Below are 22075 nucleotides of genomic sequence, written 5' to 3' on the forward strand. Positions count from 1 at the left end.
CCATCATGCGACACCGCGGCTTCACTCTCGTAGAAATCGCCATCGTCCTGGTCATCATCGGCCTGCTGCTGGGCGGCGTGCTGAAAGGCCAGGCGCTGATCGACAGCGCCAAGGTCAAGAGCATCATCCAGCAGGCCACGGCGCTGCAGGCGGCGGTCAACGCCTACCAGGACCGCTTCCGCGCCCTGCCCGGCGACGACATCATGGCCAGCGCACACGTGCCGGGCGCCGCCGGCAATGGCAACGGCGACGGCCAGGTCACCGAGTACCAGCTGGCGCCGCAGCACCTGGCGCTGGCCGGCCTGATCACCGGCTCCTACAACGGCACCACCGACTTCATGACCAGCGCCCAGGGCGGCGCCGTCTACATCTATAACGACGTGGTGGGCGGCCGTGGCGGCAACGGCATCCGCTTCGACAACCTGCCGGACACCTTCGCCGAGCAGATCGACGCCAAGCTGGACGACGGCAAAGCAGATTCCGGCAACGTGCGGGCGACCGGGCCTTATACTAATAAAGGCACCATCATCACACGACTCGCTATATTCTTCTGAACATGACCGAAAACCACGAACGCCGCCGCGTCTTCCTGATGCGGCACGGCAGCGTCACATACTTCGACGAGGCAGGCAAACCGCACCTGCCCGAAACCGTCCCCCTGAACGAGGCGGGCCGCGCCCAGGCCGCAGCCGCCGGCCAGGCCTTTGCCGCCGACGGCGTCAAATTCGACCGGGTGATCGTCTCCGGCCTGCCGCGCACCGTCGAAACAGCCACCCGCGTACTGGCCGAAACCGGCCAGGCCATCGAACTCGAAAGCTGGCCGGAGCTCGCCGAGATCCGCGGCGGCAAGCTGTCCGGCATCCCGGACGACCAGCTGCGCGAGGCCTTCACCGGCGCCTTCGAAGGCATGGTGGCGGAGGAACGCCGCTTCCTTGGCGGCGAATCGGTCGGCGAACTGATGGACCGTATCCACCCCGCCATCGCCCGCCTGCTGGCCGACGACAGCTGGGACACCGTGCTGCTGGTGCTGCACGGCGGCGTCAATCGCGCCATCCTGTCCTATGCCCTGACCGGCGGCCAGCGCCTGTTCCTGGGCAACCTGTCGCAGGCGGCCGGCTGCATCAACGCGCTGGATGTCGGCTCCCAGCCACACGACTGGATCGTGCGCTTTTCGAACTACGCCCCGCCCGCGCCGCTGCAAACCGCCACCCGTAGCACTACGATGGAACAGCTGTTCAGGGAATACTCAAAATCGCGCTTGCTTTCTCGTCCAGAAAAATAGTACGATCGTTCGAAAGGAGGGTTTATGTTCGAAGAATTCATGGGCACCAAGGCAGTGTCGGAGCGCCACCGTTTCGATATCGCCGCACTGGACGCATACCTGCGCCAGCACGTGGAAGGCTATCCGCAGGGGGAATTGAAGGTCGAGCAGTTCAAGGGCGGGCAATCCAACCCCACGTTCAAGCTGACCATCGGCAGCCAGCACTACGTCATGCGCAGCAAACCGGCGCCGGCTGACAAGCTGCTGCCTTCCGCCCATGCCATCGACCGCGAATACCGCGTGATGGACGCCCTCAACAAAGCCGGCTTCCCGGCCGCCCGCCAGTACTGCCTGTGCATGGACGAAGCGGTGATCGGGCGCGCATTCTATGTGATGCAGTTCGTCGAAGGCCGCGTGCTGTGGGACCAGGCCCTGCCCGGCATGACGCCAACCGAACGCGCCGCCATCTACGATGAGCTGAACCGCGTCATCGCCCAGCTGCACAGCATCGACTACAACGCCATCGGCCTGGGCGACTACGGCAAGCCCGGCAACTACTTCCAGCGCCAGATCGAGCGCTGGACCAAGCAGTACAAGGCGGCCGAAACCGAAACCATCGAAGCGATGGACCGCCTGATCGAATGGCTGCCGGCCCATATCCCGCCCGGCGAAGACACCTCCATCGTGCACGGCGACTACCGCCTCGATAATATGATCTTCCACGCCACCGAACCGCGCATCCTGGCGGTGCTGGACTGGGAGCTCTCCACGCTAGGCCACCCATTCGCGGACTTCAGCTACCACTGCATGAGCTGGCACATTGAACCGGGCCAGTTCCGCGGCGTTGCGGGCCTGGACCTGAAAGCACTGGGCATCCCGAGCCAGCGCGAATACATCGCGCGCTACGCCGAGCGCACCGGCAAGAACATCCGCCTGGAAGACTTCAATTTCTACCTCGCCTTCAATATGTTCCGCCTGGCCAGCATCATGCAGGGCATCATGAAACGCTATGTCGACGGCACGGCATCGAGCGCCCAGGCGCTGGAGTCGGGCAAGCTGGCGCGCCCGATGGCGGCCATGGGTTGGGCTTACGCCCAGGGCAAGTCAATCGAATAAGGACAAGGCATGGACTTCGACTACTCCCCGCGCACCAAGGAATTGCAGGCGCGCCTACTGGCCTTCATGGACCAGCATATCTACCCGAACGAGAAAAAATTTCATGAAGAGGTGGACCGCAACGGACGCGAAAAGGGCAACCGCTGGATTCCGACGGAGCTGATCGAGCGCCTCAAGCCGCTGGCGCGCGATCAGGGTTTGTGGAACCTGTTCCTGCCGCGCTCCAGCCGCGCACCGGAAGGCTTGTCCAACCTCGATTACGCGCCGCTGTGCGAAATCATGGGCCGCGTGCCATGGGCGTCGGAAGTATTCAACTGCTCGGCGCCCGATACCGGCAATATGGAAACGCTGGAGCGCTATGGCAGCGAGGAGCACAAACAGCGCTGGCTGGAGCCGCTGCTGCGCGGCGAGATCCGCTCGGCCTTCGCCATGACGGAACCGGCGGTCGCCTCCTCCGACGCCACCAATATCGAAACCCGCATCGAGCGCGATGGCGACCACTATGTGATCAACGGCCGCAAATGGTGGATCTCCGGCGCCGGCGATCCGCGCTGCCAGATCTATATCACCATGGGCAAGACCGATTTCGACGCGCCGCGCCATGCGCAGCAGTCGATGATCCTGGTGCCGGCCGATACGCCGGGCCTGAAGGTGCTGCGCCCGTTGCCGGTGTTCGGCTACGACGACGCACCGCACGGCCACTGCGAAATGCTGTTCGAGAACGTGCGCGTGCCGGCCTCGCACATCCTGCTTGGCGAAGGCCGCGGCTTCGAGATCGCCCAGGGCCGCCTGGGCCCGGGCCGCATCCACCACTGCATGCGCGCCATCGGCGTGGCGGAACGCGCGCTGGAACTGATGATCAAGCGCCTGACCACCCGCGTTGCATTTGGCAAGCGACTGGCGGACCAGGGCGTGTGGCGCGAACGCATCGCCGAATCGCGCATCAGGATCGATGCCGCGCGCTTGCTGACCCTCAAAGCTGCTTACATGATGGATACCGTTGGTAACAAAGTGGCACAGTCGGAAATCGCCATGATCAAGGTGTTGGCGCCCAACGTCGCGCAACAGGTGCTTGATTGGGCGATCCAGGCCCACGGCGCGGCCGGGGTTTCGGAAGAATTCCCGCTGGCCTACCAATGGGCCGGCAACCGCACCCTGCGCCTGGCCGACGGCCCGGACGAAGTGCACCGCAATGCCATCGCCAAGCTGGAGATCGCGCGCTTCTCGTCTTAGACAAGCTGGGATATGATCGTCCTGCAGGCTCTTTCAGTGAAAGGTTGTGCCGTGCAGGACGATTCCAGCAAGCCCTTGCCGCCCTTGCGTTCGCAGATTGTGCTGCTGGCCCTGGCCTGCAGCGCACCGCTGCTGCTTGCCCTGGCGCTGCTGCTGGTATATTTCCAACAACAGGCCGAGGGCCGTATGGCACTCGAAAGCCAGCGTGTGGCACGCGCCGTCGCCGCCATCGTCGACCGGCAATTACAGGCTGCCGAAGGCATCGCTTTGGCACTGGCAGCCAACCCGTCCGGACGTAGCCTCGCCCTGCCCGCCGGCTCCCACCTGGTCCTGACTGAAAACAATGCGCCGGCCGTCCTCACCGGCAGCGCCATCGCCATCGACCGTGCAGCCAACGCGGCGCGTATCAAGATAACCCCCAATGCCCGCTCCGCCCTTAGCCTGCTGCGATCCAACGGCAAGGAGCCGGCGCACCTGGCGCTGGACGTGCCACTGCCGCGCCCCGGCAAGCCGCCAGCCACGCTCAGCATACTGCTGCCGCACGATTTCCTGGACAAGGTGGCGGAGGAAATGCATCTGCCCGCCGGCTCGGTGATCGCCGTTATCGCGCCGGATGGCCGGCTGGTGGCGCGCAGCGCGGACGATGGCCGTAGCAGCGGGCGGCCCGCCGCCGAGGCCCTGCACGGCTTGGTGCAGCAGGTGTCCTACCTGCGCGGGGCCGGCATCCCCTGGAGCGTCGCCATCGCAGCCCCGGCCGACAACGCCACGGACACGCTGGGTGGGCTCTTCGCACCCGTGGTCGCCCTGCTGGCCGCCCTGGTGCTGGCCGGCTTTGCCGTGGCGGCACTGACGGCGCGGCGCATCACGCGCTCAATCGGCGCGCTGCACACGCCGGCACAGGCCCTGGCCAGCGGCGTCCCGGTTGAAGTGCCGCGCATGGCCTTCCGCGAGGCGCAAGAGCTGGGTGACACGCTGCTCCAGCTGGAACGCGATATGACGCGCCACCGGCAGGACCTGGAACAACTGGTGGAAGAACGCACGGCGCAGCTGGAAAACTCCAACGCCCTCCTGGAAACCATCTACGCCACGGCGCCGGTCGGCCTGAGCTTCGTCGACACCCGTTTGCGCATCCTGATGATCAACGAATACCTGGCCACGCTGAACGGCCTGCCGGTCAACGACCATATCGGCCGCCGCTTCGATGAAGTGATCGCCGACCGCAATATCGTGGCCCAGGTGAACCAGGCCTACCGGCGCGTGCTGGCCACCGGCGAGGCGGTGCCGAATATGGAGCTGATGGGCACACCGCCCGCGCGCCCGGGCCGCACCAGCCACTTCATCGCCGGCTACTATCCGGTGTTCGGCGCCGACGGCGCCATGGTCGGCATCACCGCCATGCTGATGGATATCACCCAGCAAAAGGATACGGAAGCCGCCCTGCGGCGCTCCAAGGCCCTGATGAAGTCCGTGCTGGAAAACATGCCGGCCATGGTGTTCGTCAAGGACGCGCAGCACCTGCGCTTCGAACTGCTGAACCGCCAGGGCGAATTGCTGCTGGGACGCCCGCGCGAGGATTTGCTGGGCAAGAGCGACCGCGATTTCTTCACGCCGGAACAGGCCGACGCCTTCCAGGCGGCCGACCGCAAGGTGCTGTCCTCCGGCCAGGTACTGGAGGTCGGCGAGGAGACCCTGCACAGCGCGGGCGGCGAAATCCGCTACCTGACCACGCGCAAGGTGGCGCTGCGCGACGAACAAGGCACCGCCACCCACCTGCTTGGCATCTCGCTCGATATCACCGACCGCAAGCGGGCCGACGAAGCGCTGCAGCAAACTTCGCTGAGCCTGGCCCGCAGCACCAGCTTCCTGCACACGGTGACGGAAAACCTGCCCGGCATTGTCGCTTACTGGGACGCCGAACTGCGCTGCCATTACGCCAACAATTTCTTCCTGGCCTGGTTCGGCAAGACGCAGGAAGAGGCGCTGGCCGAACCGATCGACCGCGTGCTGCCGGCCGTGCTGCTGCAGCAGATCCGGCCGCACATCGACGCCGTGCTCGACGGCAGGCCGCAGCAGTTCCTGCGCGAGATGGAACTGCCCTCGGGCGAAGCGCGCTTCGCCTGGTTCAACCTGATCCCCGACCGCGATGAAGGCGGCGCCGTACGCGGATTCTACGCACTGGGCTCGGACGTCTCGGAATTGAAGCGCGGCGAACTCAAACTGCAGGAACTGAACGAGCAGCTGGTGCGCGCACGCGACCGCGCCGAGGCGGCCAGTCGCGCCAAGAGCGAGTTCGTGGCCAATATGAGCCACGAGATCCGCACGCCGATGAATGCCATTGTCGGCCTGGCGCGCCTGCTGGAGGAAGCGCCGCTGGAACGGCGCGAGCGCAGCTATGTCAGCAAGATCCAGGTGGCGACCCAAAGCCTGCTGGGCGTGGTCAACGACGTGCTTGATTTTTCCAAGATCGAAGCCGGCCAGCTGCAGCTGGAGCAGGCGCGCTTCAATCTGTCGAACATGCTTGCCGGGACGGCGGTCCTGATCGCCAACGGCGCCTGGGACAAGGGCGTCGAGCCCATATTCGACATCTCGCCCACCCTGCCCACCGATATGGTGGGCGACGCCATGCGCCTGCAGCAGGTGCTGCTTAACCTGCTGAGCAACGCCATCAAATTCACCGAGCGCGGCGAAGTGGTGCTGAACGTGCGCGAAACGGAAGGCAGCGCCAACTCGCTGACGCTGGAATTCACCGTGCGCGACACCGGCATCGGCATCCCGCCGGAACAGCAGCTGCATATGTTCGATGCTTTCTCGCAGGGCGACAGCAGCACCAGCCGGCGCTACGGCGGCACCGGCCTCGGGCTGGCCATCGCCCGCCGCCTGTCGGACCTGATGGGCGCCGTGATCAGCGTCGACAGCACGCTGGGCAAAGGCTCGACCTTCCGCTTCACCTGTCCTTTGCAGTACAGCGACGATGCGGCGCCGCTGGAGCTGCCGCCGGTGCTGCGCGGGCGCTCGGTGCTGGTGGTGGACGACAATGCCAGCGCGCGCCAGGCCCTGGAGCGCTGCGGCAAAGCCATGGAATGGTCGCTCACCTGCGCCGCCAGCGCCTCGGAGGGCTTGGCGGCGCTGCGCGAACGGGCCGCCGCCGGCAAGCGCTTCGACCTGCTGCTGGTCGACCGCGCCATGCCCGGCACCGACGGCATCGCCATGCTGGTCGAAGCGCGCGGCGCCGGCGGCATTGAGCTGCCGTCGGTGGTCATGATGACCTCCGAACGCTCCAGCGACGACTTGCTGCCGCTGGCCGACAGCCTGCAGCTCGACGCCGTGCTGTCCAAGCCATTCACCCCCGCCAGCCTGCGCGACGCCGCGCTGGCGGCGCTGACGGGCGCCAACCAGCCGGCCCACATGACGGCCCACTCGCCCTTGTCGGGCCGCCTGGCAGGCATGCGCGTGCTGCTGGTCGAGGACAATGAGATCAACCAGGAAATGACGCGCTACATCCTGCTCCATTGCGGCGCGCTGGTGGAAGTGGCGTCCAACGGCGAGATTTCGCTCGACATGCTGCGCGACGACCCGCAGCGCTTTGACGCCGTGCTGATGGATTTGCAGATGCCGGTGATGGACGGCTTCCGCGCCACGGAATCGATCCGCGCCATGGGCTTGCGCACCCTGCCGGTGATTGCCATGACCGCCAACGCCATGCCCGAGGACCGGCTGCGCGCCATCGAAGCGGGCGTGGACGCCCACGTCGCCAAACCGATCGACGTCGATGAGCTGATCGCCACCCTGACCCGGCTGGCGCCCCTGCATCCGGAACTGGCGTCCGCCCCGCCGGCAACGCAGGCCGACGGCCGTCCGGCCAGCGTGCCCGGCATCGACCTGGATGCGGCGCTGCGCCGGGTGGCCGGCAATTACGCGGCCTTTGCCAGCCTGCTGAAACGCTTCGAGAACTCGCAGGGGGACGCCGTGCAGGAAGTGCGCGACTGCCTGGCGCAGGACAAGCGCTACGCCGCCACCCAGGTGCTGCACCGCCTGAAGGGCGTGGCCGCCAACCTGGGCGCCACCGAGGTCGCGCGCCTCAGCGCACAGGCCGAAAGCGCCGTCGCCGAAGGCCTCGACAGCTCGGCCGCCGCCCTGCTGCAATCGCTGGAGCAGGCGCTGGCCGTGGTCACCAAGGGGGCGCGCGACCTGCCGCAGCCGGTGCAGGCGGTCGCCGACAGCATGCCGCCGGGCGCCTTGCCGCGCGCCCTGGGCGACTTGCTTACCTTGCTGAAAAATAGCAATATGAAGGCCTTGTCGGCTTTCAAAGTCCTGGGGCCAAGCCTGGAGCAGCGCTGTCCGGACTTGGTGCCCAGCCTGGCCAATGCCATCGAGACACTTGATTTCCCCAGCGCTGAACGGCTGGTGCAGGAAATGTTGAAACGGAAGGAAATTGCATGAGCTGGACTGCCCAGGCGCGCAACGGCCGCCTGCTGATCGTCGATGACGCAATGGAGAACATCCAGATCCTCAACCATGTGCTGGGCGAGGAGCATGAGGTGCTGTTTGCCCTGAACGGCGAAAAGGCGCTGGAACTGGCGCACCAGCACCGCCCCGACCTGATCCTGCTCGACGCCCTGATGCCAGGCATGGACGGTTACGAGGTCTGCGCCGCGCTGCACGCCAGCAGCGAATTGCAGGACATTCCCATCATCTTCGTGACCGCCCTGACCAATCCCGAAGATGAAACGCGGGCGCTGGAAGCGGGCGCGGTCGACTTCATCACCAAGCCGTTCAACGTGGCCGTGGTGCGCGCCCGCGTGCGTACCCACCTGACGTTGAAGCGCCAGTCCGACACGCTGCGCGAACTGACCCTGACCGACAGCCTGACCGGCGTGGCCAACCGGCGCTGCTTCAACGACGCCATCGACCACGAATGGCGGCGCTGCCTGCGCAGTGGGGCCCCGCTGTCGGTGGTCATGATCGATATCGACCATTTCAAGCTGTATAACGACGCTTACGGCCACCAGGCAGGCGACACTTGCCTGAAGGAGGTCGCCCGCGCGATGGTGCATTGCGCCGGGCGCTCACCGGACCTGGTGGCACGCTACGGCGGCGAGGAATTCATCATCCTGCTGCCGCAGGTGGGTGCCGAGGGAGCCGAAACCGTCGCGCAGCGCCTGCTGGCAAACATCGCCGAGCTGGCGATCCCGCACCGCATGTCGCCGGCAGGGAATGCCGTCACGGTGAGCCTCGGCGTGGCCACGGTGCAGCCCTCGGACAGCAGCAGCGCCGAAGCGCTGGTGCGCGCCGCCGACCAGGCCCTGTACCAGGCCAAGGAAAGTGGCCGCAACCGCTACCGCATCGCGCGCGACGGCCTGGCGCTGGCTCAGGAATAGCGCCGCATCAGGAATTCGGCAACGCAGGCGGGCTTGCTGCCGCCCTCGCATTCCACCGTAATAAGCCACACCAGCTGATGGCCGCCCGCCACCGGCTCGATACTGCGCAGCGCCGCCCGCGCACGCACGCGGCTGCCCACCGGCACCGGCGCCGGGAAGCGCACTTTGTCCAGCCCGTAGTTCAGGCCCATGCGCATGTCTTCCATGTGCACGGCATCCTGCAGCAGGCCAGGCAGCAGCGACAGCGTCAGGAAGCCATGGGCGACCGTGCCGCGGAACGGCGATTCGGCTGCCGCCCGCACCGGATCGGTGTGGATCCACTGTTCATCATTGGTGGAGGCGCCAAACGCGTTGATACGCTCCTGGGTAATATCGACCCAGCCGGACACCCCCACTTCCTGGCCCACCAGCGCCTCCAGCTCGCCGATATTGCGTACGACGCGCGCCATTATGCGGCCTCCCTGAAACCCGGCTGGGCGATGAAGCGCTCCAGGTGGTGGTCTACATCACCCAGGGTCAGCTCGATCATCGCCAGGCGCTTGAAATAGTGGGCCGCCGGCAGTTCGTCGGTAACGCCCATGCCGCCGTGCAGCTGCACCGCCTGCTGGCCGACAAAACGCGCCGCCTGCCCGACGCGGACCTTGGCGGCGGAGACCACGCGGCGGCGCTCCTCCGCATCGCTGGAGCCGGCCTTGACGGCCGCCAGCATCGCCATCGAACGCGCCTGCTCCAGGTGGATGAACATATCGGCCATGCGGTGCTGCAGCGCCTGGAATTTGCCGATCGGCGCGCCGAATTGCTGGCGCGTCTTCAGGTATTCCAGGGTGGCGGCGAAAATCGCATCCATGGCGCCCATCGCTTCCGCGCACAGAAGGGCCGCGCCATAGTCTGCCGCCGCTTCCAGGATCGGCCAGCCCGCGCCTTGCGCGCCCAGCAGGGTGCCGGGCGCGCCATCGAATTCGACCGTCGCGGCACGCTGGCCGTCGATGGTGCGGCAGTCGGTCACGCGCACCCCGGCCGCATCGCGCGCCACCAGGTACAGCGAGATGCCGCCGTCGCTGCGCGCGGAGACGATCAGGGCATCGGCCTGGGCGCCGTGCAGCACCACGGTCTTGCGGCCGTTGATGCGGCCATCCACCGCCGTGGTCTGCACATCGTCCAGCGCATGGCGCGACTGCTGTTCGCCGAGCGCGCAGGCCAGTTTCAGCTCGCCGGCTGCGACTTGCGCCAGCGCTGCTTCCTGGCCGCCGGCCAGCTTGAGGAACTGCGCGCCCAGCACGGTGGCGAAATAAGGCTCGACCACCAGGCCGCGCCCAAGCTCCTGCATCACCACCATCATGTCGACAGCGCTGCCGTCAAAGCCGCCCTGCTGTTCCGGCACCGGCAGCGCCAGCATGCCCAGTTCCACCAGCGTGGCCCAGGCCTGCTGCGAGACGCCCGCTTCGGAATGGATGATCTTCTTGCGCGCCTCAAAGCCGTAATCCTTGTCCACCCAGCGGCGCAGCGCATCGGCGAATTGTTGTTGCTCTTCCTTGAAAGTGAAGTCCACGCTGCCCCCCCTTACAGTCCCAGGATCATCTGGGTGATGATGTTTTTCTGGATTTCGTTCGAACCGCCGTAGATCGACGTCTTGCGGAAATTGAAGTAATACGCCGCCAGCGGTGCGGCGGCGTCGTCACCGGCCAGCGCGTGATCGCGCTCGCCGTCCAGGTATGCGGGGTCAAACGGCATGGCTTGCGGGCCGAGCGCCTCGACCATCAGTTCGGTCAGCAGCTGCTGGATTTCCGAACCGCGCACCTTGAGCACGGAAGCCTGCGGGCCCGGCCCATGAGCCTCCTGCGCGATGGAGCGCAGCACGGTCATTTCCAGCGCCATCAGCTCGATTTCCAGGTTCGCCACGCGCGCCGCAAACAGCGGGTCTTCCAGCAGCGGCTTGCCGTTCTTCCTTTGCTGCAGCGCGAGCTTCTTCAGGAACAGCAATTCGCGCTTGGAACGGCCCACTGCAGCAATGCCGGTGCGCTCGTGGCCCAGCAGGTACTTGGCATAGGTCCAGCCCTTGTTTTCCTTGCCGACCAGGTTCGCCACCGGCACCCGCACATTGTCGAAGAAGACTTCGTTCACTTCATGGTCTTCATCGAGCATGATGATCGGCCGCACGGTGATGCCCGGCGTCTTCATGTCGATCAGGAGGAAGGAAATGCCTTCCTGCTTGCGCACGTTCTGGTCGGTGCGCACCAGGCAGAAAATCATATCCGCGTGCTGGCCCAGCGTGGTCCAGGTCTTCTGGCCATTGACGATGTAATGGTCGCCGTCGCGCACCGCCGTGGTTTTCAGGGAAGCGAGGTCGGAGCCGGAACCTGGCTCGGAGTAGCCCTGGCACCACCAGTCGTCGCAATTCAGGATGCGCGGCAGGTAGTGGGCTTGCTGTTCCGGGCTGCCAAAGGCCATGATGACCGGCGCCACCATGTTCACGCCGAACGGCAGGATGGGCGGGGTGCCGGCGATGGCACACTCCTCTTCCCAGATATGGCGCTGGGTAGCGTCCCAGCCCGGACCGCCGAATTCCACTGGCCAGGCAGGCGCCGCCCAGCCCTGCCTGGCGACGATCTTATGCCAGCGGACATAGTCTTCGCGCTTCAGGCGCAGGTGCTGGCGCACCTTGGCCTGCAGATCGGCCGGCAGGTTGGCTGCCAGGAAGGCGCGCACTTCGGCGCGGAATTGCTCATCCCTGGCAGAGTAATTCAAATCCATGCTGTCTCCTTGAATTGGTCGCGCCATCAAAAATAGCACGACCGTTCCAAAGAGTCTACACCGCATTGCACCGGGGGCGCCGGCCTTGCGCCCCACCTATGCCAGATCCCTACTTTGCCTTGCGCCGCCGTGCCACCAGGCTGATGACGCCCAAGCCGGCCAGCAGCATGGCATATTCGCCAGGCTCAGGGATTACCGGCACCACGCCATCCATTTCACGTCCGAACACGGTCAAATTGGAGAAGTCCGGATTAGCCTGGTTGTTGCCAGTGAACCAGTCGATCCGCCAGGTGCCGTTCAGGGTCTGACCGGCGCTGATGGCCTGGTTATCGAACAGGAATGCGGCTGCTCCGCTGCCAGCTTTCAACGCCAGCACAAGGTCGAGCTGTACCGGCTGGGTGGCGCTGGTGTTGCTGACGGTCCAGGTACCGGTATGGCCGTCGCCGTAATCAAAGCTGAAATCCAAGGAACTGGTCAGGCTGAAACCGGAGCCGGATCCGCCCTCGTGCTTACCCAGCAAGCTCCAGGAACCGGTGCCGTAAGCGTCAAAGGCAGTGCCAAAGCCGCTGGTATCGCCATTCGGGCCCGCATGCGGATTCCAGTCATCCATAAAAACAAAGGCATCGGAATTCTGCAGGTCAAGCGTTACATCATCCACAGAGGTATTTCCGACGGTCGTGGCGCCAAAGGCGCTTGCTGCCAGGAGCATGCTGCTGGCTGCCAGGGCAAACTTTTTTGCAAGTGCTTCCATTATGATCCCCCTTCTTTTGGTTGACGGTACAGCCTGTTCAATTTAGACCCTAAGCGAGTTCAACGGCGTTCAATACCCTTGCGAAAGTGAAGTTTCAAAAGAAAACGCCGCGGGATGGCCTATCCTGCGGCGTTAAAGAAGGGGTATTACTTCGATTGTTCTCAACAGCAAGGCTGCCGGACCGGCGCTTGCCGGCGCTTTCATATTATCAATTTTTCCTTTCGACACCCGAATTCTGCATTTCGTCGCATTCCAGGCTTGCCGATGCGGCGTTGACGCTACGATGCTTGCATTCCAACCTGCATGCACAAAAAGGACTCCAACATGCGCACCAAGCTGACCCTCGCCGCCCTGATTTCCCTGAGCCTCGCTGGCTGCGTCGTCGTCGTGGGCGATACCCGCGACTCGGTTGAAGGCAATGGCGCCACTGCCACCGAAACCCGCAACATCGCCAGCGCCACGGCGCTGCGCGTGGAAAACCGCTACGGCGTCACGATGGAAGTGGATGTGAAAGTCGGCGGCGCGCCTTCGCTGGTGATCGAAGGCGACTCCAACCTGGTGCCGCTGGTGCGCACCGAAGTGACCGGCGAAACGCTGCGCATCTACACCGACGAACGCCTGCGCAGCAGCAACCGCATCCGCGTGCGCTACACCGCGCCGCGCTTGAACAACCTGGAGAGCAACGGCTCCGTGCACACCGGCGTGCAAGGCCTGGCCGGCGGCCCGCTGCAAGTGCTGCACAATGGGTCCGGACGCCTCGAACTGCGCGGCTTCGTGGACCGTCTCGATGTCCGCCACGCCGGTTCCGGCCAGCTGTATGCCGATGGCCTGGAAAGCCGCAACGCGATGGTAACCATGTCCGGCTCCGGCAAGGTGAATATCGGCTCGGTGCGCGGCGATGCGCTGAGCCTCAGCGCCACCGGCTCCGGCAGCTTCTATGCCCGCGGCGTGGTGCGCTCGCTGGAAGTGCAGCTGACCGGCTCCGGCACCGCGCAGCTGAACGACCTGCGCACCGACGAAGCCAACCTCACCAGCTCCGGTTCTGGCGGCGTGTATGCCTGGGTGCAGCAGAAGGTGGACGCGCGCGCCAACGGCTCCGGCCGCATCGCCGTCAGCGGCAACCCGGCGCAGCGCAACCTGTTCGGCCGCAACGCTTCGATCCAGTAACCCTCAGAAGGTGCTGGCGCCGGCAAAGCTGGCTGCCAGCCATTCCGCCACTACCCGGATGCGGCCGATCCCGACCGCATCCCGGTGGCTTAGCAGCCATACTTCCCGCGTCACCTCGACCCCGCCCAGCCGCACCAACCCGGGCATCCTCTCCATCATGCACGGCAGCAGGGCCAGGCCCACGCCGGCCCGGCACACCTGCACCAGGCTGCCCAGCCCATTGACGCGCACCGCTACCCGGTTGCGCGGCACCACCCGCTCCAGCCAGCGCGTTTCAGGCAGCCGCGCCAGCGTCGCGTCGTAGCCGATCCATGGCTGTTCGGCCCAGTTGGCGCTGCCTACGTCGGCATAGTGGGAAGTACCGAAAACCGCCATCGGCAATTCACCGAGCCGGCGCATGACAAGTGCGGCATCGTCTGCCGGCCGCGCCAGGCGGATGGCGAAATCCGTTTCACCGCGCGCGAACGAGAGGTTGCTGTTATCGGCCAGGAAGTGCAGCTCGAGGGCAGGATGCGAAGCCCGCAGCGCCGCCACATGCTGCGCCAGCCAGAAATCGAACAGGAAATCGATGGCGCTGATACGCACCACGCCAACCGCTGCCTGCGACTCCTGCGAGGAAGCGAGCAGCATCGCCTGCACATTGCCGGCCACGGTCTCGCCGTATTCAACAAAAATGCGGCCGGCGGCGGTCAGCTGGTAGCCGCTGGTATCGCGCAGGAACAGGCGCAAATCCAGCGCCTTCTCCGCCGCCGCCACACGCCGGCTGATGGTGGACGCATCGACGCCCAGCTCGCGCGCAGCCGCGCTCATGCTGCCGCAGCGGGCCAGCGCCAGGATCAAAGGTATGTCGTTCCAGTCGAAAGAATTCACATTGTCACTATCAATGCAAATCTGCAAAACGGCTTTGCAAACTTGGGCATTCCATTGCGTATCACGCCTGCCTACCATGGCTTGCATCAGCCACCAACCCCAAGGGAACCGCCATGACACTGAGCATCCAGACCGCCGATGGCAGCTTCAACTGCCACGTCGCCCGTCCCACCTCGCCCGGACCCCACCCGGTTGTGGTGGTGTTGCAAGAGATCTTCGGCGTCAACGCGGGCATCCGCAGCATTGCCGCCGACTATGCGGCCAAGGGCTTCATCGCGGTCTGCCCTGACCTGTTCTGGCGCGCCGAGCCCGGGCTCGACCTGTCGGAAGCCAGGGACGGCGACTGGACCAAAGGCTTCGCCCTCTACAGCGCCTACGACCGCGACAAAGGCGTGCAGGACATCGCCGCCACCGTTACCGCCGCCCGCATTATGGCCGGCTCCAACGGCAAGGTCGGCGTCACCGGCTACTGCCTCGGCGGCCTGCTGACCTACCTGAGCGCGGCGCGCTGCGATGCCGATGCCTTTGCCGCCTATTACGGCGGTGGCACCGAGCAGTACCTTGACGAAGCAGCGCGCATCACGCGGCCAATGATCTACCACCTGGCCAACGAAGACGAATACATCGACCGGGCGGCGCAGGCCCGCATCAACCAGGCGCTAGGCGGCAAGCCCAATGTCCAGGTCTTCAATTACCCCGGCCGCAACCACGCCTTTGCGCGGCCCGGAGGGCATCACTTCCATGCGGGCGACGCCGCCTTGGCCAATGGCCGTACCGACGCCTTTTTTACACAGCAACTTGCAATGTAGCACATCCTGAAAGGATTCAGCCATGAACGATTTCGACGCTTCCCGCCGCTCCGCCCTGCTCGGCAGTGCCAGCCTTGCCGCCGCCGCGGCCGTTACCTTGCCCGCTGCCGCGGCCCCGGCACAGGGCAGTATGAAGAAGACCGCCGCTTTCATTTCCACCCGCGACGGCGTAGACATCTATTACAAGGACTGGGGCCCGCGCAGCGCCCAGCCGATTGTGTTCAGCCATGGCTGGCCCTTGAGTTCAGACAGCTGGGAGTCGCAGATGTTCTTCCTGGCCAGCCAGGGCTATCGGGTGATTGCGCATGACCGCCGTGGCCACGGCCGTTCGAGCCAACCCTGGGATGGCAACGACATGGACCATTACGCCGATGACCTGGCGCAAGTGATCGAGGCGCTGGACTTGAAGAACGCCATCCTGGTCGGCTTTTCGACCGGCGGCGGTGAAGTGGCGCGCTATGTTGGCCGGCATGGTACCAAGCGCGTCGCCAAACTGGTGCTGGTGTCGGCGGTGCCGCCGCTGATGCTGAAGACCGCCGACAACCCGGGCGGCCTTCCGCTTGAAGTGTTTGACGGCATCCGCGCGGGCTCGGTGAAGGACCGCTCGCAGCTCTATCTCGACATTGCTTCCGGCCCGTTCTTTGGCTACAACCGCCCGGGCGCCAAGCCCTCGAATGGCATCATCAATTCGTGGTGGATGCAGGGCATGATGGGCGGCCACAAGAATACCTATGATTCAATCAAGGCGTTCTCGGAAACCGACTTCCGGGCCGACCTGGCCAAGTTCGACAAGCCGACCCTGATCATCCACGGCGATGACGACCAGATCGTGCCGATCGATGCTGCCGGGCGCGCTTCGGCCCGCATCGTGAAACAGGCCAAGCTGCTGGTCTACGCTGGCGCACCGCATGGCCTGACCGACACCCATAAAGATCGCGTCAATGCCGACCTGCTGGCCTTCATCAAGTCCTAGTCGATGGTCAGCGCCAGGTCGCGGCCGGCAATGGCAGTGTTGCCGGCGTAGTCCGCCGCATAAATGCGCAATGTGTAATCGCCCGGCGCCAGCTGGCTGACCTGCCAGCGGCCGGGAGCCACTTCGCCGTGCTGCAGCCGGCTCAGTAAGGTGTAGGTGAAGCGGGTGGCTTTGCTGCCATAGACCGTGATGCCGCTGTCGGCCGAATACACCACCTTGACCGCCTCACGCTGCTTGGGCAACTGGTCGTAGGTTTGCGTGATGCGCGGCTGCTCAAAGCCCGGCACTGGCATGCCGTTGGCCTGCAGCAGCTGGTAGCCCAGTTTGTAGAGGCCGAGGCGGCGGCGGGCCAAGTTGCCGTCCATCTGGTCGTATGCATCGACCACCACATCGACTTCCTCCAGTCCGCGCGGGATGTGCAGGCGTTTGTCTTTGGTTTTTCCCTTGGGGGCTGGCAGGCGCTTGCCGTGCTGGTCGTAGAGGGCGATGCCCTGGATGCGCGGGGCGATGGTGTCCTGCAGGCCGGGGAATGGCAGCGCGATGGGATTGACTACGCGGCCACGGTCGTACAGGTCGAGGTGGACGTGCGCCATCTGGTTCACCACACCGAGCTGGTCGCCGACCTCGAAACGCGTGCCACGGCGGACGCGGATGCGTTCGGGTTTTCCTTTGTCGTCCAGCAGGAGCTGGAAGCGCGGGTCGAGTGGTTTGTTCTTGCGGTCGCGGCCAACCTTCATGTGGATGTAGCTGGTGGCGCCAAGGTTGATGCCTTCAGAGACGGTGCCGAAGGCCCAGTTGGGCAACGGGTCGCTGACTTTGGCCTTCTCCACCACGTGCACCGAACTGCCGACGTCGGCCTGGACGTCCAGGCCGGCGTGGAAGTGGTGGCGGCTGTCGCCGTCATAACTGCCCCTCACTTCGCCCATCAGGCCTACCACTTCATGCGGCTGGTTCTGCGGCAGCAGCGGCCATGGCATGCTGCCAGTGCGGCGCTGCTCCATCAATGCCGAAGCCGCCGTTGCGGGTGCCGCCGGTGCGGGTGCCGCCGCGGCCGACGCAATGACGCCGCGCGCCCTTGGCGGCGCGCTGGTGGCGGTGGCGGGGGCAATGCGATGCAGGCGCTGGGCCGCAGCATCGGCAAGCAGCACGGCGCCGTCATGCGCCAGTGCCAGGCCGCGTGGGCCGTAGACTTGAACCGTGCCATCGGCGCCGGTGGCAGGATTTGCGGGCCGCACGGCATCGGGCAAACCGGCCAGCGCGCCATCCGGCGCCAGTTGCAGCACGCGGCCGCGCGACGCCACGGCGATATAGACAAAGCCATCATGCGTCACCGCTAGCGCCATCGGGCGCCGCAGCAGCGCCTCTTTCTCCTGCTCGGGCGCAACCACCAGCGTGACGACGGTGCCGTCCACGCCGATGCGGCGCACCGCGTCATTGCGCGAGTCCGCCACATACACGCCATCCTTGCCGACCGCAATCCCGCAAGGGGTATCAAACTGCGCGACATCCCAGGTGCCATCGGCCAGGCCCGGGCGTCCGGTGCCAGCCAGCGTGCTAACCTCGCCGCCCGGCGAGATGCGGCGCACCCTGTCGTTATACGTATCGGCCACGTAGACGACACCGCCGGAATCGACCGCTACGCCGACCGGCCCATTGAACTGCGCCTGCGCGCCCTGTCCGTCCGCAAAGCCGGCGACACCGCTGCCGGCGAGTGTCGACACTGTGCCATCGGGCGCGACCTTGCGGATCACATGGTTGCCGGTATCGGCGACATACAGATTGCCCTGCTTATCCAGCGCCACACCGGACGGCGTGTTGAACGAAGCCGACGCTCCGGCGCCGTCGCGATAACCTTCCGCACCGCCGGCCAGCACCCGCACGCTGCCGTCCGGTCCCAGCACCGAAATCACATTCCGGTCCCCGCCCTGGGAGAAGTAAATCGCCCCGCTGCGGTCTACTGCAATACCGTAAGGATCGGCCAGGCCGCCATCCACCAGCGTCTCCAGCCGCGCCGGCCAGGCCCGCTGCGTCGGCGCCGGAGCGCGCTTTACCAGGCTGGGAAGCCGCGCCCCAACCTCGGGCTTGCCGGAAAAATAATAATAACCGGCGCCGCCGGCGGCGATGGCCAGTACTGCGGCCGAGATGATTTTGAGAGAGGTACGCACGGACAGGATTCTACCGCCCGCGCGGCAAAAAAAAAGCCCGCTCTTAAGGGAGCGGGCTGAAGTCTATTTCCTTGGAGGAGAATAGAGGAGACAGGTGAATTATGCTGCAGCGCGATATATCTGTCTACTTTATTGTAGTAATACTAGATATAACCGCCGCGAATATCACTTGTCCGCCACGTAAGGCAGCACCCGGCTAGCCAGGCGGGTATCGGTGCGCAGCACGCTCACCTCATCCGCCAGGATATGCACCGCCTCATTCAGCAGCACATCCTTGGCATTCTTGGCAGCTTTCTCGGCATCCAGTTCCGCCGCCAGCGAGCGTTCATCCGCCTGCAAGCCGTCATCGGTGCGGATCGCACCGCGCATCTGGTTGGCCTGGCGCTGCGCCGCGCGCGGATTGGCCGGCTTGGCCGCAATCGCCTTGTTCAGCGCCTCCTTCGGATCCGGCACCAGGATAGGATCATCCGGCGAGGGGCCGGCCGCCAGGCGCGCTTCACGGATCTTGGCGCGCGCTTCCTGCTGGTCGCGTTCCTTGCGGCGCACCGACTCGTTCAACGAGATCGTGTTGTCCTTGCGCTGCTTCTTCACGTAGGCGATATCTTCCAGCAGGTACTGGTAGTCCTTGTCCTTGGCCACACGCGCCTCATGCTTCTTGTCCAGCATGGCCGCGATTTCCTTCAGGTCGCCAGCCGGGATGTAGATGGCCGGCTTGATCTGGGTGTAAGGCAGCGCGTTGTCGTAGCTCGACTCGCCGAAGCTTTCCGCATCGCTGGTGGAGGCCAGCTTGATGTCCGGCGTCACGCCGCGCAGCTGGGTGGTGCCGCCGTTAATGCGGAAGAACTGGGCGATGGTCATTTTCAGCTCGCCGTAGCGCAGCTTGTTGCTCAGGCCCGAGCGCTCCGGATTGACCAGGGTCTGCACCGTGCCCTTGCCGAAGCTGGCCTCGCCGAGCACCAGGCCACGGCCGTAATCCTGCAGCGCCGCTGCAAAGATTTCGGAAGCCGAAGCCGAGCTGCGGTTGATCAGCACACCGACCGGCCCATCCCACACCAGGCCAGGCACGCCGTCCGACTCCACTTCCACATGGCCGGAAGCGCTGCGCTGCTGCACCACCGGACCACGGTCGATGAACAGGCCGGTCAGTTCAACCGCCTCGGTCAGCGAGCCGCCGCCGTTGTTGCGCAGGTCGACCAGGACGTTGTCCACCTTGTCCTTCTTCAGCTCCTGCAGCAGGCGGGCCACGTCGCGCGTCGCGCTCTTGTAGTCCTTGTCGCCTTTGCGGCGGGCATCCCAGTCCTGGTAGAAGGTCGGCAGCGAGATCACGCCGATACGGCGCTTCACCGCACCATCCTTCACTTCCATGATGGTCTTCTTGGCGGACTGCTCTTCCATGCTGATTTTCTTGCGCACCAGCGAGACCACGAAAGGCTTGCCGTCAGGGCCGGCGTCGGCCGCCAGCACCTGCAGCTTCACGGTCGAATCTTTCGGACCGCGGATCTGCTGCACCACATCGTCGATCCGCCAGCCCAGCACGTCGGTGAACTTGTCGGCATCGGCTTGCGCCACGCCGATGATGCGGTCGCCCACTTTCAGCTTGTTGGACAGGCCGGCCGGGCTGCCCGGCACGATCTCGCGGATCACGGTGTATTCGTCGCGGTTCTGCAGCACGGCGCCAATACCTTCCAGCGACAAACGCATGGCGATGTCGAAGTTCTCGGCGGCGCGCGGGCCCAGGTAGTTGGTGTGCGGCTCGATCGACATGGCGTAAGCATTCATGAAGATCTGGAACACGTCTTCGCTATTCAGCTTGCGCGAACGGGCCACGTAGTTGTCGTAGCGCTTGTCCAGCGTCTCGCGGATCGCCTTGTCGTCCTTGCCGGCCAGCTTCAGGCGCAGGAAGTCATTCTTCACGCGCTTGCGCCACAGGTCCTTGGCTTCGGCATCGTTCTTCGGCCAATCGGCCTTTTCGCGGTCGAGCGTAAAGCTCTCGTCCTGCGAGAAATCGAATTTACCCTTCAGCAGTTCACGCGCGTAGGCGAAGCGCTCGTTGAAGCGCTGCTGGTACAGGTTATAGATTGCGAACGGCGCTTGCAGGTTCTCGCCGGTGATCGCATCGTCCATGCGGGTCTTCTCTTTGTCGAAAGAGTCCACATCGGCCTGGGTGAAGAACAGCCTTTCGCCATCGAGCGATTTGAAATAGCGGTCGAAGATCTTCTCCGACATCGCATCGTCCAGCGGCATGGCCTTATAGTGGTAGCGCGACAGCATGTGGCTGGCCCAAAGGGCGGCCTGGGTTTGCTGCGCTGCGGGCTTGACTGGAACGTCAGCGGCCTTGTCCGCCTGGGCTGCGCTCGCAAAAGCGGTAACCAGTGCCAGGGACATGGTGGCCAACACAGTGTGCTTCTTCATCGGCTTGCTCCGAACGTAGGTGATTCTTAAAGAATAGTGCTAATCCCATTCTACAGGATAGGTCATGCTTCTGGAGAGGGGGAGCATCGAGTGTGCCCCTGCTGGCTTAAGCGAACCTGAATCGTGACATTCCATCAACAAAATACCAGGCCGCCGCCCCTGCCGCCAGGAACAAGGGCCAGGAACGCAGGGACAGCTTCCAGTCGGCAGCGGACGGCCAGCAGGCCAGGAATTGGGGGGCAATCAGGAAGGCCAGGCCGGCGTCCAGCGCGGTGAAATGCCAGCCCGGGCGGGTGCGCAGCACGGCGATCCACCACGGCAGCAGCACCAGTGCCAGCGGCGCCAGGGCGGTCGGGGCGGCGTTGTACCAGCGCGCATTGGCCAGTTTGACTTCGCCCAGGGTCCAGCCTTTGGCGGCGCGGCGCGGGATGATGGACAGCGAGGCGGGCCGGGCGAAAGTCAGCAGCCCGACCAGGAAATGGGCCAGCTCATGGCACAGCGTGCCCGGCAGGCGCAGCAGGAGAAAGGCGCTGTAGCGTTGCGACAGCACCAAGATGGCCGCCGCCAGGGCCAGCGACGGCGCCAGGTAGAAGGCCTTGTCCAATCAGCCGGTGTAGAAACAGCGGCCGCAAGCCTGGCGGTAGGCTTCGTTGCCGCCGATGCTGATCTGCTCGCCTTCGCGGATGCGCTCACCGTTCTCATCCACGCGGATGTTCATGGTGGCCTTCTTGCCGCAGGTGCAGATATTCTTGATCTCTTCGATATCGTCGGCCAGGGCCAGCAGGTAGGCCGATCCCGGGAACGGCTCGCCGCGGAAGTCGCTGCGCAGGCCGTAGCAAATCACCGGCACGCCGTTGGCCTGGGCCAGCTGGTGCAGCTGCTTGACCTGCTCCGGCGCCAGGAACTGGGCCTCGTCGACCAGCACGCAAGCCACTTTCTGCATGTTTTCCAGGAAGTTGGTGTCGGAATGGAACAGCTCGACCTCGCGCTGCGGGCCCAGGCGGGAGGTCACCTTGCCCACGCCGTAGCGGTCGTCGATGGCGGCGGTGAACAGGCGCACCATCAGGCCCTGCTCTTCATAGTTGTGGGCGACCTGCAGCATGGAGGTCGATTTGCCTGCGTTCATCGCAGAGTAACGGAAGTAGAGTTTTGCCACAGTGAAATTTCTGTTAAAAGTCGCTGCGGGATT

Annotated in this window: 18 protein-coding genes; 9 read left to right on the forward strand and 9 right to left on the reverse strand. The window is 64.9% G+C overall.

Translation table 11 applies throughout. The annotated features are described in order from the left end of the window. The first annotated feature begins 5 nt into the window (after positions 1-5). The 6 genes from AAHE99_RS04550 to AAHE99_RS04575 are packed head-to-tail and all read left to right on the forward strand — an operon-like array spanning position 6 to position 8988. Positions 6-554 (forward strand): prepilin-type N-terminal cleavage/methylation domain-containing protein, encoded by a 549-nt coding sequence (locus AAHE99_RS04550; protein WP_342114859.1) that lies wholly within the window; start codon positions 6-8, stop codon positions 552-554. Between the two features lie 2 nt (positions 555-556). Continuing rightward, a complete protein-coding gene (locus tag AAHE99_RS04555; RefSeq protein WP_342114862.1) occupies positions 557-1282 on the forward strand; it encodes a histidine phosphatase family protein in 726 nt (241 codons plus the stop codon). A 24-nt stretch (positions 1283-1306) separates the two neighbouring features. Continuing rightward, positions 1307-2377, forward strand: a complete 1071-nt coding sequence (locus AAHE99_RS04560; RefSeq protein ID WP_342114865.1) for a phosphotransferase — start codon at positions 1307-1309, stop codon at positions 2375-2377. 9 nt (positions 2378-2386) lie between these two features. Continuing rightward, positions 2387-3610 carry an acyl-CoA dehydrogenase family protein gene (locus AAHE99_RS04565; RefSeq protein WP_342114867.1) on the forward strand — a complete coding sequence of 408 codons (1224 nt, stop codon included), beginning with the start codon at positions 2387-2389 and terminating at the stop codon, positions 3608-3610. A gap of 12 nt (positions 3611-3622) precedes the next feature. Continuing rightward, a complete protein-coding gene (locus tag AAHE99_RS04570; protein ID WP_342114869.1) occupies positions 3623-8050 on the forward strand; it encodes a PAS domain-containing protein in 4428 nt (1475 codons plus the stop codon). Then, positions 8047-8988 carry a PleD family two-component system response regulator gene (locus AAHE99_RS04575; RefSeq protein ID WP_342114870.1) on the forward strand — a complete coding sequence of 314 codons (942 nt, stop codon included), beginning with the start codon at positions 8047-8049 and terminating at the stop codon, positions 8986-8988. Before AAHE99_RS04570 ends, AAHE99_RS04575 begins: the two co-directional genes overlap by 4 nt. Here the strand turns inward: AAHE99_RS04575 and AAHE99_RS04580 are convergent. The 4 genes from AAHE99_RS04580 to AAHE99_RS04595 all read right to left on the reverse strand — a co-directional run bounded on the left by AAHE99_RS04580 (position 8979) and on the right by AAHE99_RS04595 (position 12490). Continuing rightward, complete coding sequence (locus AAHE99_RS04580; RefSeq protein WP_342114872.1) at positions 8979-9437, reverse strand: MaoC family dehydratase; 459 nt, start codon at positions 9435-9437, stop codon at positions 8979-8981. The genes AAHE99_RS04575 and AAHE99_RS04580 overlap by 10 nt on opposite strands. Then, positions 9437-10537, reverse strand: a complete 1101-nt coding sequence (locus AAHE99_RS04585) for an acyl-CoA dehydrogenase family protein (RefSeq protein WP_342114874.1) — start codon at positions 10535-10537, stop codon at positions 9437-9439. The genes AAHE99_RS04580 and AAHE99_RS04585 overlap by 1 nt, the downstream gene beginning before the upstream one ends. Positions 10538-10548: 11 nt before the next feature. After that, on the reverse strand, positions 10549-11739 hold the full coding sequence (locus AAHE99_RS04590; protein WP_342114876.1) for an acyl-CoA dehydrogenase family protein: 1191 nt from the start codon (positions 11737-11739) through the stop codon (positions 10549-10551). Positions 11740-11848: 109 nt separating this feature from the next. Beyond that, the gene (locus AAHE99_RS04595; protein WP_342114878.1) at positions 11849-12490 is read right to left on the reverse strand and encodes a PEP-CTERM sorting domain-containing protein; all 642 of its coding nucleotides are present in this window, start codon (positions 12488-12490) and stop codon (positions 11849-11851) included. 324 nt (positions 12491-12814) lie between these two features. On the opposite strand from AAHE99_RS04595, the gene AAHE99_RS04600 reads away from it, so the two are divergent. Continuing rightward, positions 12815-13657 carry a head GIN domain-containing protein gene (locus AAHE99_RS04600; RefSeq protein WP_342114880.1) on the forward strand — a complete coding sequence of 281 codons (843 nt, stop codon included), beginning with the start codon at positions 12815-12817 and terminating at the stop codon, positions 13655-13657. Between the two features lie 3 nt (positions 13658-13660). Here AAHE99_RS04600 and AAHE99_RS04605 read toward each other — a convergent pair whose 3' ends face one another. Further along, entirely contained in the window at positions 13661-14527 is an 867-nt protein-coding gene (locus tag AAHE99_RS04605) for a LysR family transcriptional regulator (RefSeq protein ID WP_342114883.1), read from the reverse strand. Between the two features lie 113 nt (positions 14528-14640). Here AAHE99_RS04605 and AAHE99_RS04610 point away from each other — a divergent pair, with 113 nt between their 5' ends. Together AAHE99_RS04610 and AAHE99_RS04615 are read left to right on the forward strand one after the other, a co-directional pair. Further along, entirely contained in the window at positions 14641-15336 is a 696-nt protein-coding gene (locus tag AAHE99_RS04610; protein WP_342114884.1) for a dienelactone hydrolase family protein, read from the forward strand. Positions 15337-15358: 22 nt separating this feature from the next. Continuing rightward, a complete protein-coding gene (locus AAHE99_RS04615) occupies positions 15359-16309 on the forward strand; it encodes an alpha/beta fold hydrolase (protein ID WP_342114887.1) in 951 nt (316 codons plus the stop codon). Here the strand turns inward: AAHE99_RS04615 and AAHE99_RS04620 are convergent. The 4 genes from AAHE99_RS04620 to AAHE99_RS04635 all read right to left on the reverse strand — a co-directional run bounded on the left by AAHE99_RS04620 (position 16306) and on the right by AAHE99_RS04635 (position 22042). Further along, positions 16306-18474: an NHL repeat-containing protein gene (locus AAHE99_RS04620; protein ID WP_342114890.1), complete on the reverse strand. Its 2169-nt coding sequence runs from the start codon at positions 18472-18474 to the stop codon at positions 16306-16308. The genes AAHE99_RS04615 and AAHE99_RS04620 overlap by 4 nt on opposite strands. A gap of 165 nt (positions 18475-18639) precedes the next feature. Further along, positions 18640-20886 (reverse strand): carboxy terminal-processing peptidase, encoded by a 2247-nt coding sequence (locus tag AAHE99_RS04625; RefSeq protein ID WP_342114893.1) that lies wholly within the window; start codon positions 20884-20886, stop codon positions 18640-18642. A 106-nt stretch (positions 20887-20992) separates the two neighbouring features. Further along, the gene (locus tag AAHE99_RS04630) at positions 20993-21490 is read right to left on the reverse strand and encodes a hypothetical protein (protein ID WP_342114895.1); all 498 of its coding nucleotides are present in this window, start codon (positions 21488-21490) and stop codon (positions 20993-20995) included. Next, positions 21491-22042 (reverse strand): thymidine kinase, encoded by a 552-nt coding sequence (locus tag AAHE99_RS04635; protein WP_342114897.1) that lies wholly within the window; start codon positions 22040-22042, stop codon positions 21491-21493. Between the last annotated feature and the right edge of the window lie 33 nt (positions 22043-22075).

The organism is Pseudoduganella sp. OTU4001 (assembly GCF_038440195.1).
GTDB lineage: Bacteria > Pseudomonadota > Gammaproteobacteria > Burkholderiales > Burkholderiaceae_D > Rugamonas.